This is a genomic window from Chitinibacter sp. GC72 (genome assembly GCF_009760905.1).
Classification (GTDB): domain Bacteria; phylum Pseudomonadota; class Gammaproteobacteria; order Burkholderiales; family Chitinibacteraceae; genus Chitinibacter.
In genome coordinates this window covers 1-10,889 of sequence record NZ_VIRW01000038.1, presented here as the reverse complement: position 1 = coordinate 10,889, position 10,889 = coordinate 1, and the positions used below count along the sequence as shown (strand labels likewise).

At 52.6% G+C, this 10,889-nt stretch carries 14 protein-coding genes; 6 read left to right on the top strand and 8 right to left on the bottom strand.

Going from position 1 to position 10,889, the window contains the following annotated elements:
- A partial coding sequence (locus FLS37_RS16425; RefSeq protein WP_198314448.1) for a transposase occupies positions 1-241 on the top strand: 241 nt, incomplete at its 5' end.
- Here FLS37_RS16425 and FLS37_RS16420 read toward each other — a convergent pair.
- The 4 genes from FLS37_RS16420 to rpe form a co-directional block, all read right to left on the bottom strand.
- Positions 242-760 carry a hypothetical protein gene (locus tag FLS37_RS16420; protein WP_157671047.1) on the bottom strand — a complete coding sequence of 173 codons (519 nt, stop codon included), beginning with the start codon at positions 758-760 and terminating at the stop codon, positions 242-244.
- 44 nt (positions 761-804) lie between these two features.
- Entirely contained in the window at positions 805-1,467 is a 663-nt protein-coding gene (locus FLS37_RS16415; RefSeq protein WP_157671046.1) for a phosphoglycolate phosphatase, read from the bottom strand.
- Between the two features lie 172 nt (positions 1,468-1,639).
- On the bottom strand, positions 1,640-1,981 hold the full coding sequence (gene arsC, locus FLS37_RS16410) for an arsenate reductase (glutaredoxin) (protein WP_157671045.1): 342 nt from the start codon (positions 1,979-1,981) through the stop codon (positions 1,640-1,642).
- Between the two features lie 54 nt (positions 1,982-2,035).
- Positions 2,036-2,713: a ribulose-phosphate 3-epimerase gene (rpe, locus tag FLS37_RS16405; protein ID WP_157671044.1), complete on the bottom strand. Its 678-nt coding sequence runs from the start codon at positions 2,711-2,713 to the stop codon at positions 2,036-2,038.
- A gap of 207 nt (positions 2,714-2,920) precedes the next feature.
- Between rpe and apaG the strand changes: the two genes are divergently transcribed.
- The 5 genes from apaG to FLS37_RS16380 all read left to right on the top strand — a co-directional run bounded on the left by apaG (position 2,921) and on the right by FLS37_RS16380 (position 8,474).
- Positions 2,921-3,298, top strand: coding sequence for a Co2+/Mg2+ efflux protein ApaG (gene apaG / locus FLS37_RS16400; protein ID WP_157671043.1), 378 nt, complete (start codon positions 2,921-2,923; stop codon positions 3,296-3,298).
- Positions 3,298-5,082, top strand: a complete 1,785-nt coding sequence (locus FLS37_RS16395; RefSeq protein ID WP_157671042.1) for an ABC transporter ATP-binding protein/permease — start codon at positions 3,298-3,300, stop codon at positions 5,080-5,082. The genes apaG and FLS37_RS16395 overlap by 1 nt, the downstream gene beginning before the upstream one ends.
- 87 nt (positions 5,083-5,169) lie before the next feature.
- Positions 5,170-6,594: an L-serine ammonia-lyase gene (locus tag FLS37_RS16390; RefSeq protein WP_157671040.1), complete on the top strand. Its 1,425-nt coding sequence runs from the start codon at positions 5,170-5,172 to the stop codon at positions 6,592-6,594.
- 103 nt (positions 6,595-6,697) lie between these two features.
- Complete coding sequence (locus FLS37_RS16385) at positions 6,698-7,306, top strand: GDSL-type esterase/lipase family protein (RefSeq protein ID WP_157671039.1); 609 nt, start codon at positions 6,698-6,700, stop codon at positions 7,304-7,306.
- Positions 7,307-7,430: 124 nt separating this feature from the next.
- A complete protein-coding gene (locus tag FLS37_RS16380) occupies positions 7,431-8,474 on the top strand; it encodes an IS110 family transposase (protein ID WP_157671038.1) in 1,044 nt (347 codons plus the stop codon).
- A gap of 161 nt (positions 8,475-8,635) precedes the next feature.
- Here the strand turns inward: FLS37_RS16380 and FLS37_RS17195 are convergent, their stop codons facing one another.
- The 4 genes from FLS37_RS17195 to FLS37_RS16360 all read right to left on the bottom strand — a co-directional run.
- Complete coding sequence (locus FLS37_RS17195; RefSeq protein ID WP_157671036.1) at positions 8,636-8,911, bottom strand: AHH domain-containing protein; 276 nt, start codon at positions 8,909-8,911, stop codon at positions 8,636-8,638.
- A gap of 17 nt (positions 8,912-8,928) precedes the next feature.
- Positions 8,929-9,681 (bottom strand): AHH domain-containing protein, encoded by a 753-nt coding sequence (locus FLS37_RS16370; RefSeq protein ID WP_157671035.1) that lies wholly within the window; start codon positions 9,679-9,681, stop codon positions 8,929-8,931.
- A 426-nt stretch (positions 9,682-10,107) separates the two neighbouring features.
- The gene (locus FLS37_RS16365; protein ID WP_157671033.1) at positions 10,108-10,611 is read right to left on the bottom strand and encodes a hypothetical protein; all 504 of its coding nucleotides are present in this window, start codon (positions 10,609-10,611) and stop codon (positions 10,108-10,110) included.
- A gap of 38 nt (positions 10,612-10,649) precedes the next feature.
- Positions 10,650-10,889: transposase (locus FLS37_RS16360; RefSeq protein ID WP_198314448.1), on the bottom strand; the 240-nt coding region annotated here is incomplete at its 5' end.

The window sequence follows — 10,889 nt, the reverse complement described above, 5'->3', positions numbered from 1 at the left end:
TAACGCGACAGTGCATCACCATTTTGATGAAGAGGTGGTCAATCGTTGGTTGGTGGATCATCGTTTTGTGGTGATGTACTTGCCAGCGTATAGCCCTGAGCTCAATTTGATCGAGATCGTGTGGAAACACGCCAAGCATTTTTGGCGTAGCTTCAAGTCGTGGAGCAAGGATAAATTGGTCGAAGAAGTCCACACCCTTTTATCCGGCTTCGGTTCGAAATTTAAAATTAGTTATGCGTGATTACTTATATGAAAATTTATTCTGGTGTTCGTGAATAAAATCTTGGAAAAATTCAGGTATAGAGTAGTTGAGTCCACTTGTGGATGCGGAGTTTGCCTCAGCATAAGAAGCAAATGCATGTGGCCCACCAGAATCTGGTTCATGAGATAGTCTTTGGACTAATTTTTGCAAGGCTAGATTTTTTACTTTATCTATGTCGTCTTTGTTGATGAGTTTGCTAAACTCCTGCAAAAATAGAGTAGCTCCATCTTTTGCTGAAAGTAATCCATTTTCTAGGAATGAAGTTTTGCTAAAGCAGGCTGTGCGATGATAGAATTTTGCAAGATCAAATTGATAATATTTTCCACCTAATTCTGCGAAATTGTGCATTAACAACTTTGGTGTTTCATTTGGTTGTTTGGTTGCTTCATTTTTTATCCAAGTTTTTTGTGCATTTTTAATGATTTCAATATCGACGTTATACGCCTTGGCCAAAGAGTTGATAGCGTCGTTATAATCTTTACAACTTAAAATTAGCATTTATGTACCTATGACATGTTGTAGCCCTAAATATGCTCCCTGTTTTATTCCTCCAGAAACCCAAATAATTCATCAAAGCGATGAATGATTGCATCGGCACCCATTTTTTCCAGCTCGTCGCCATAGCCGTAACTTACCAGCACATTCGGGCAACCGGCGTTTTTGGCGGCCAGAATGTCATTCTTCGAGTCACCGACCATCAGCATATTTTCAAGCGGCACGCCTAGTTTTTCCGCCGTGTATTCCAGTGGCAGCGCTGACGGTTTGCGCTCGGGCAGCGTGTCGCCAGCGATGATCACGTCAAAATGCTCGAATACACCCAGTTCGCGCAATAACGGCAACGTAAAGCGCTCGGGTTTGTTGGTGATGATCGCCAGCGGTAGTCCACGCTCGTGCAGCGCGTGCAGGGTTTCCTGCACCTTGGGGTAGAACTTGGTCGCAATCGTTAGGCCCGCGCGGTAGTGCAGATTAAATTGCGTCATGCCTTGCTGCTGTAAGTCGCTGCCGTTAAATTCGGCAGCCATATCGTCGGCCAGCACGCGGGCGACCAGGCTAGCTGCACCGTCGCCCACATAGCTTTCAACGGTGTCTTGCGCCAGCGGGGCGAGGCCTAAATCGGCGCGCGCGGCATTGGCGGCGCGAGCCAGGTCGTGAATCGAATCGACGAGCGTGCCGTCAAGGTCAAAGGCGAGGGCTTGGATGGTCATGGTTTATTGTCTTGGGGTATGAGGTTGATAGCTAGGTGTATATTGCTTTGTAGCTTTATACCCTTGATATATTTTGCTTTAAATGCTTCAGCGTAATGGTGGGTTACGGCCTTTCGCCATGTGGATTCTTTACCTCCGGCGCAGGCCTCATCCACCCTACGGATGGAGAGGTTTATTTCAGCAGCGCCAGAATATTGTCCAGCGGCCGGCCAATCGCGGCTTTGCCGTTGTGAATCAGAATCGGGCGCTCGATCAGTTTGGGGTGGCTGGCGAGCAGGGCGATGATCTCGTCGTCGCAGAAGGTTTTTCCTAGACTCAACTCGCTCCACAATTCTTCTTTGCAGCGCACCAGTGCCAGCGGAGCTAGCCCTAGCTGGGCGAGCAGCTCGCGGATTTGCTCTTCGCTTAGCGGCTCGTCGAGGTAGCGCCAGACTTCGGGGGTATGACCGGCTTCTTCGAGTGCGGTCAATGCTTCGCGGCTTTTGCTGCAACGGGGGTTGTGGAGCAGTTTCATGGCATATCCTTGATTCAAAAAGCCGTGGGAGCGGGTTAGCCCGCTCCCACGGCTTTATTTTACCGTAGCCAGCTCGGCACGCATTTGATCGATCACCGCTTTGTAATCGGGCTGGCTGTAAATCGCCGAGCCAGCGACAAAAGTATCAATGCCCGCAGCGGCGATTTGCGCGATATTGTCGACTTTAACGCCGCCATCAATTTCCAGCCAGATTTCGCGGCCAGTTTTGGCTGTGTAGGCGTCGATCAGTGCGCGAGCTTGACGGGCTTTGTCCAGCGTAGCGGGTATAAAGCTCTGGCCGCCGTAGCCTGGGTTCACCGACATCAGCAAAATCATATCAATTTTATCCATCACATAATCGAGGTAGTGCAGTGGCGTGGCCGGGTTAAAGACCAAGCCAGCCTTGCAGCCACAGTCACGAATCAGGCCGAGTGAGCGATCGATATGCTCCGATGCTTCGGGGTGAAAGGTGATGATATTGGCGCCAGCTTTGGCAAAATCGGGGATGATGCGATCAACGGGTTTCACCATCAGGTGCACATCAATCGGCGCGTCGGTCCACGGGCGAATCGCGTCGCATACCAAGGGGCCGATGGTTAGATTGGGGACATAATGATTATCCATCACATCAAAGTGGATAATGTCGGCACCAGCTGCGATGACGTTTTTAACTTCTTCGCCAAGGCGGGCAAAGTCGGCGGATAAAATACTGGGGGCGATGCGGAAGGTCATGTGAATCTCCCTGAAGGTTGGCGGGTATTATGCCAGTTTGCCACTGCGTGATAAAACCATCCTGATTAGCAACAAATTGTCGCGATATGATGGCGTGTGGATTGGTATTCTGAACTTTGGCCGCATTTGTTCGTGATCAGTTGAAAAGTTTTCTTGCGTCACAGCCTTGCGATAAAACTTTGCATGGGTTTTATGGGAATCGATTATATGGAACACAGCTATCAAATTCGCGTCACCGCGCGGCCGTTTTATTTGCCCGAACAATCGGACGAAGCGGCCGAGCAATACACGTTTGCTTATCAAATCACCATTGAAAATGCGGGCAGCATCACCGCAAAGCTGATCGCGCGGCACTGGATTATTGAAGACGCCGGTGGCAAAACGCAGGAAGTGCGCGGCCTTGGCGTGATTGGAGAGCATCCCGAGCTGGCCCCCGGGGAAATTTTTGAATACACCAGTGGTGTCACCCTGGCCACACCAGTGGGCACGATGCGCGGTACTTACCAAATGATCGCTGCCGATGGCACCGAATTTGAAGCCGAAATCGCCCAATTTGTACTCTCTATGCCAAGGACTCTGCATTAATGCGACCAAGTAGCACCGCGCCCATTGAGGGTGGCAATAACTGGAAAACCCTGAAAACCCTGCTGCCTTATCTGCTGCAATACAAATGGCGCGTGGCGCTGGCGCTGAGCTTGCTGGTGCTGGCCAAGCTGGCCAATGTGGCGGTGCCGCTGGTGCTCAAAGACATTGTCGACCAAATGGCGGCCAAGGATTTGGCGCTGGCCTTGCCGGTAACTTTGATTCTGGGCTATGGCGCGCTGCGTTTAAGCTCGGCGGTGCTGGGCGAGATGCGCGATGCGGTGTTTGCCAAAGTCACCCAAGGCGCAATTCGCAAAATTGCTTTGCAGGTGTTTGAGCATTTGCACCGTCTTTCGCTGCGTTTTCATCTGGAGCGCCAAACTGGCGGGATGAGCCGCGATATTGATCGTGGAACCAAGGGCATTTCGTTTTTACTTAATTTTACGCTGTTTAATATCTTGCCGACCTTGGTTGAGATTGGCCTGGTGGCGGCGATTTTGCTGCAAAAATATCACTGGACCTTTGCTGCGGTGACCTTTGCGACGATTGCGCTGTATATCGGTTTTACGCTGGGAGTGACCGAATGGCGGATGCACTTTCGCCGCGATATGAATGATCTGGATTCCAAGGCCAATACCCGCGCGATTGATAGCCTGATCAATTATGAAACGGTGAAGTATTTTGGCAATGAGCGCTGGGAAGCCGAGCGCTATGACCATAGCCTGAGTAAATGGGAAGCGGCAGCGGTCAAAAACCAGGTCTCGCTGTCGTTTCTGAATGCCGGCCAGGCGTCGATTATCGCCGTGGGCGTGACCTTGCTGGTGGGCATGGCGGCGAACGGTGTGGTCAAAGGCGAGATGACCCTCGGTGATTTGGTCTTGGTCAATGCCTTCCTGTTGCAGCTGTATGGCCCGCTGAACTTCCTTGGGTTTGTCTATCGCGAAATCAAAAATTCGCTGGCTGATATGGAAAAAATGTTTGGCCTGATGGCGCGCAATGCCGAGATCAAAGACAGTGGCAACGCCAAAACCGTCAATCTGGACAATGCCAGCGTTGAGTTTAGCAACGTCGATTTTGCCTACGACAGCAATCGGCCGATTTTGCACGGCATCAGTTTTCAAATCCCAGCTGGTAAAACCGTAGCGGTGGTGGGTTCGAGTGGCGCGGGTAAATCCACCTTGTCGCGGCTGCTGTACCGTTTTTACGATGTCAATAAGGGTGCTATTCGGATTAATGGCCATGATGTGCGCGAGCTGGCGCAAAGCAATTTGCGTGCGCAAATAGGTATCGTGCCACAAGACACCGTGCTGTTTAACGACACGATTTATTACAACATTGCCTACGGCCGACCCGATGCGAGCCGTGAAGAAGTCATTGAAGCGGCCAAATCGGCGCATATTTACGATTTCATTATGCAATTGCCCGATGGCTTTGATACCACGGTGGGCGAGCGTGGCCTGAAATTATCGGGCGGCGAAAAACAGCGCGTGGCGATTGCGCGTACCGTGCTGAAAAACCCGCCGATTCTGATTTTTGACGAAGCGACCAGTGCGCTTGATTCGCAAACCGAAAAAGCCATTCAGGCCGAGCTCAAAGCCATTTCGGCGAATCGGACGACGCTAGTGGTTGCGCATCGTTTATCAACGATTTCGGATGCGGATGAGATTCTGGTGATGCAGCACGGGCAGATTGTCGAGCGCGGTACGCATCGCGAGCTACTGGCGGCTGCAGGCGTCTACGCGCAGATGTGGGCGCTGCAATTACACGATGAAGGCGAGACCGCGTAAGTGCGCGGGGATGGGGTTAGTCGGTATTGCTGCTGATGGGCGTGCTGGCTATCGTTGATTGCATTATTTGCATTCAAGGATGGCTTCATGCTCAGCGTATTTGATCTGTTCAAAATCGGCATTGGCCCATCAAGCTCGCACACGGTCGGACCCATGCTGGCGAGCAAAGCCTTTACGGATACTCTGGTCTCCGATGCTCCGGTCTCCGGTGCGCAGCAGGCGGCGGGTGTGCTGGCGCAGGTGGCTCAAATCCGCATTGAGCTGTATGGCTCGCTCGCGCTAACAGGTGAGGGGCATGGCACGATAGACGCCGCCATACTTGGTCTGGAAGGCAATACGCCAAGGGGTATTGACCCGGCACAGATTGCGCCCCGCATGCAGGCGCTGCGCAATGGCGCAATGCTGAATCTGGCTGGCCAGCATGCGATTGCGTTTAATCCGCAGACTGATCTGCAATTGCACAAGCATCTGTTTCTGCCGCAACACGCCAATGGCATGCGCATCAGCGCGTTTGACGCCGCTGGGTCTTTGCTGCTGCGCGAAACGTATTTTTCGGTCGGTGGTGGCTTTATTGTGTCGGCCTCGAAATGGGATGCGGCGCCGCCGCCCGCAGCCACAGTGATTCCCTATCCGTTTCATAGTAGTGCCGAGCTAATGGCGCAGTGCCGCGCGCACGGGCTCAGCATGGCGCAGATTGTATTGGCTAACGAGCTGGCACTGCGTTGGAAAACTGATCACGATGGCCTTGCTGAGGCAGAAATTCGCGCGCAACTGCTGGAGATTGCCTCGGTCATGCAGGGCTGCGTGGCGCAAGGCTGCAAACATGAAGGCCGTTTGCCGGGGCCTTTTGCCGTCAAGCGCCGCGCGCCGGCGCTGTATCAGCGCCTCTCAGCGATGCATATGGAAGGGCGCGCCGATGTGATGCTGTGGCCAATGCTGTATGCGATGGCCGTGTCCGAAGAAAACGCCAGCGGTGGCCGCGTGGTGACAGCGCCGACCAATGGTGCGGCGGGCATTATTCCAGCGGTGCTGCAGTATTATCGGGATTTCACGCCCGATGCCAGCGATGAAGGCATTGTTGATTTTCTGCTCACCGCCGCGGCAATTGGCATGCTGTATAAAATGAATGCGTCCATTTCCGGTGCCGAAGTCGGTTGCCAAGGTGAAGTCGGCGTCGCGTGTTCGATGGCGGCTGGCGCCTATTGCGCGGTGCTGGGCGGCACACTGGCGCAAGTGGAAAACGCCGCCGAAATCGCAATGGAACACCATCTGGGGCTGACGTGTGATCCGGTCGGAGGTCAGGTGCAAGTGCCGTGTGTTGAGCGCAACGGCGTCGCCGCCGAGAAGGCAATTAAAATTGCCCAGCTTGCGCTGCTGGAAGACGGTGAGCATTTGGTCAGCCTCGATAAAGTCATCGAAACCATGTACCGCACCGGGCTGGACATGAAAAACAGCTACAAGGAAACCTCGCTTGGCGGGCTGGCGCTGACCGTAGCGCAGCCAGAGTGCTAGGGGTATTGCCTTGTAGCGATTACCCAGATTCTATTTGATGGCAATACCTGTATGGGTATTGCGATGATGTTTTGATTAGTCGAACCAACACAAGGATGGAGTGATGCTGCGCTGGTTTTTGTTTTCCTGTTGCCTATTGTGGCTCACTGCCTGTGGCAAAACGCCAGAACTTGCCCCCTTGCCCGTAGGTAGTGTTGTGCTGGCGTTTGGCGATAGCCTCACCTATGGCACCGGCACAACGGAGGAGCAAGCTTATCCGGCGCGTTTGGCCGCCAAAACCGGCTGGGAAATCGTAAATGCTGGCGTGCCGGGAGAAACGGCCGCTCAGGCCCGCACGCGTTTTGTGAGCACACTGGATGAGACCAAACCCAAATTGGTGCTGCTGTGCCTAGGAGGCAATGATTTTCTGCAAAAGCTGGATGCTGCGCAGACCAAGTACGAGCTGGGATTGATGATCGAAGAATTGCAGCGACGCAAGATTGCGCTCTTGCTGATCGGCGTGCCCAAATTGGGTTTGGGGTTGGGATCCGCTCCTTTATACGCCGAGCTGGCCGAGCAATACGGAGTTGCGCTCAATGACGAAATACTGGAAACCATCCTGGCCAAATCATCACTCAAAAGCGATGCGGTACACCCGAATGCAGCTGGCTACGCGATGATGGCCGACAAGTTAGCCGAACAACTGGCCGAGCTGGGGGCTTGGCGGCGCTAATTCATTCCTGATTAAATGAGGGTGTGCAGAGTGGCTTTGTTAATGGAATGGACGCCCCTTCCTAAACCGGCGATGCCGGTGCCAGACTGAGAGTGTCAACGTACAACTCTCGAGGGGCGTTACCATGAGCATCGCTACAATCGGCTTGGATCTAGCCAAACAAGTTTTTCAACTTCACTGTGTGGATGCGCAGGGCAAAACAGTCCTAAGCAAACAACTCTCCCGACAACAACTCGCACCATTCTTCGCCAACTTACCATCTTGTTTGATTGGCATGGAGGCCTGTGGCAGTGCGCATTTCTGGGCAAGAAAGCTAGAATCATTTGGTCATACAGTGAAGCTGATGGCATCTCAGTTTGTGAAGCCCTATGTTAAAGGCAGTAAAACGGATATGGCCGATGCGGAGGCTATTTGCGAGGCGGTGACTCGGCCAAATATGCGTTTTGTGGCAATCAAGTTGCCGGAGCAACAAGCCATGCTCGCAGTTCATCGGGCGCGTGCCAGTTTTGTCAAAGCCAGAACTGCTCAAGCCAATCAAATGCGAGGTTTGTTGGCTGAATTCGGCATTGTGATGCCGCTGGGGTTATCAACATTGCGCCGGCGTATTCCCGAAGTACTGGAAGATGCCGAAAACGGCTTACCTGCAATGATGCGCGACTTAATCCAGCGACTTTTGAATCACTTGAATGAATTGGATCAACAAGTACTTGAATACGATAAGGTCATTATGCAGTGGCATCGTCTGAACGAATCATCGCTACGGATTGCAGCACTACCAGGCGTGGGCCCCATTACCGCAACTGCGATTATTGCGAGCGTCGCCGACGCGAAATCATTTGAAGATGGTCGGCAGTTGGCAGCTTGGCTTGGCCTCGTTCCACGACAGCATTCCAGTGGCGGTAAACCGGTATTGCTCGGCATTAGTAAACGGGGCGATGTTTATCTTCGCACCTTACTCATTCACGGTGCTCGCGCCATCATCGCGCATTTTGAACGTCAACGCGAACGAGCTGACCCGTGGCTGCAACGCATGCTTGGGCGCTGTCATCGCAATGTTGCTGTCGTTGCGCTCGCCAATAAGAATGCTCGGATCATTTGGGCGCTGCTAGCCAAAGATCGTCGGTATGAGGCCGATTACCATGCTGTTTCACCAGTTGCCAGACCCTAGGCGGGGCTAAACACCGTCTACAAAAGAAACCGTTTCCTTCGATTGCGCAGGCAATCATGACATTGATGGCGATATAGGTCAGACCGTGATTGAGCGAACCTGATTTGTGCTTGGCACTTCGAGTGCGCTTTGTTGTTTAGGACTCAATCAGCGGAAATCCATCAGGGACAGAGGCAGTGCTTCGTTAAAGTCCGGATATATGGCTGCAATCGACTTTGTATCTCATCGATGAATTGAATGCTTGGCAAAGTGGGGGCGTCCATATATGCATAAATGGCCTCTAGTTCACTCTGAACTTGTGTGCTGTAGTTGGCGTGTGAGCCATTGTGAATTGCTGCGTTATTGTTTTTTCCTCGATTTTTTTGGCTGCACTTGCATTTTGGCAGAGCAATACCATTGTAGGGGCTATGAAGATCGGAAAATAGGGGACAGACCACGGTTTTTGAGTCGTTCTTTAGAACAAGACCCCCGACTTGGGCTTCTCCCTCTTTCTTGGCCGGCTTGAAGTTCCCGGTATTGCTCGTCGTCCCAGAGCTTCCGCAATCTGTGCGCCAAAACGCGCATCGCCCAGCGCAAAATTGCCGTTGCTGGCCTTTCGAATGGCATCGATCAGACCAGGCTCCAGTTCATGCCGAAACCGCTCCCGATACGCAAGTGAACGGGCTTCAGTTTCCAGCCCCAATGCCACATACATGGGATGAGGAACGAGCAGCGGTGATTCTGCCCCTTGTGCATTTACCTGATAGCTGGGCCAGCGATACTCTGCCGTAGTAAAAACCGTGGTCTGTCCCCTATTTTTCCTTCCACCAGTTATATCCGCTTGGCGTAGTCTATCGTTGACGGCGTCAATGTATTTTGTTGGATGCCGACCATTATGAAGGATGCCCGGTACATTAAGGTCAGTGTTGCCGCGATTGGGCAGAAACACGCCATTTGCAGCATCATCAACACCGATGCCATGCTTGCTCAAAATTTTACGTGCAGGCAGTGATGCCTTTGATGTATCACCAGCAATGTGATGTGGTGTGGTGTTCTTGGGTCGTGGAATGCCCGCATTTTCCATATTTTTGCCCAAGGCCTTGGAACACCACCCCCACGGATCCATCCAGCCGTTCGGGTCGGGCACGTAGCCGTACAGGTGCAGGCCGCCCGCCAGGCCGATCGGGTCGGCCGTCAGATAGCGGCCGCTTTCCGGGTCGTCCCGCAAGGGGACTTGCTGCGCGGCGCCCCATAAAGGGACTTGCTGCGCGGCGTACTAGCGGAAGTAGTGTAATGCAGCCCGCTTTCGCTGTCGTGATGCTGACATTGGGAGTGCGACGGCGAGTGTTCGCCGCCCTGCGCTTCGTCCCGCTCGCGCCGGGCGGGGTCGCGGCGATGTCGTGTCGAGCCCCCCAGACCAGTGTGCCATCGCGGTCGGCCAGCGCTTCCGGCGGCCGAGCGGGTCGTAAGCGAATTCGGTATCGACCTCGTTGCTGCGCATGGCGGCCAGGCGGTTGAAGTGATCCCACTCGAACCACTGCGTGCGGCTGTTGTCGATGCGCGCGCAGATTGCCGCGCTCGTCGTCCCCCAAGGGGACTTCCTGCGGGGCGTATTCGAAGTGCTTGCCGGCGGGGCGTAATTTTCCAGCTGCAGTTAGCCTCCATTACACCAGCCACAGCCAAGGGCAAAGGTGGATTTGTTGATTCTGGTTAATCCTATCGTGGGTGGGCAGTCGGGACTGTTTGATTTGTTGGTGTAGTCAGCAATTCGTGTTGCTGAATTATCTTTGCTTAAATTGAGCGCCTTGATCATGCTTTGCGGGTCGCCTTTGAATACGCTGTAAACGATGGCGTTAAAATCTTTGATGTCATTCTCAAAAGAAAGATGAACTGCATCGCTCAGCACGCCATGTAGTCGCAGTGGCTTATTTGTTTTTATGGTTATTTTTTCGTCGTATCCATTTTTGTGGTTGTTGATTGTTAGTGTTGAGCTTGTTTTGCGGGCAATCTCTCTGACTAAATCAGCGGGTGATTCATGCTGGCATGTAATCGCCTCAATCAGGCGGTTTTCTATATTTGTTTCGTTTGGTTTTGTGGCAAACGTCATTCCGCTTAGTGCCATAAGGATAGTGAGCAGGTAGGCTTTTATATCTGGCATATTGATTCTTTTTATTGAGATGTTTGTTACATAAGTAATCACGCATAACTAATTTTAAATTTCGAACCGAAGCCGGATAAAAGGGTGTGGACTTCTTCGACCAATTTATCCTTGCTCCACGACTTGAAGCTACGCCAAAAATGCTTGGCGTGTTTCCACACGATCTCGATCAAATTGAGCTCAGGGCTATACGCTGGCAAGTACATCACCACAAAACGATGATCCACCAACCAACGATTGACCACCTCTTCATCAAAATGGTGATGCACTGTCGCGTT

Excerpts from the sequence above, each read along its gene's own strand:
- FLS37_RS16365 (WP_157671033.1), bottom strand. The coding sequence starts at position 10,611 with ATGCCAGATATAAAAGCCTACCTGCTCACTATCCTTATGGCACTAAGC.
- FLS37_RS16420 (WP_157671047.1), bottom strand. The coding sequence starts at position 760 with ATGCTAATTTTAAGTTGTAAAGATTATAACGACGCTATCAACTCTTTG.
- FLS37_RS16380 (WP_157671038.1), top strand. The coding sequence starts at position 7,431 with ATGAGCATCGCTACAATCGGCTTGGATCTAGCCAAACAAGTTTTTCAA.
- FLS37_RS16390 (WP_157671040.1), top strand. The coding sequence starts at position 5,170 with ATGCTCAGCGTATTTGATCTGTTCAAAATCGGCATTGGCCCATCAAGC.
- arsC (WP_157671045.1), bottom strand. The coding sequence starts at position 1,981 with ATGAAACTGCTCCACAACCCCCGTTGCAGCAAAAGCCGCGAAGCATTG.
- FLS37_RS16395 (WP_157671042.1), top strand. The coding sequence starts at position 3,298 with ATGCGACCAAGTAGCACCGCGCCCATTGAGGGTGGCAATAACTGGAAA.
- rpe (WP_157671044.1), bottom strand. The coding sequence starts at position 2,713 with ATGACCTTCCGCATCGCCCCCAGTATTTTATCCGCCGACTTTGCCCGC.
- FLS37_RS16415 (WP_157671046.1), bottom strand. The coding sequence starts at position 1,467 with ATGACCATCCAAGCCCTCGCCTTTGACCTTGACGGCACGCTCGTCGAT.
- apaG (WP_157671043.1), top strand. The coding sequence starts at position 2,921 with ATGGAACACAGCTATCAAATTCGCGTCACCGCGCGGCCGTTTTATTTG.
- FLS37_RS16385 (WP_157671039.1), top strand. The coding sequence starts at position 6,698 with ATGCTGCGCTGGTTTTTGTTTTCCTGTTGCCTATTGTGGCTCACTGCC.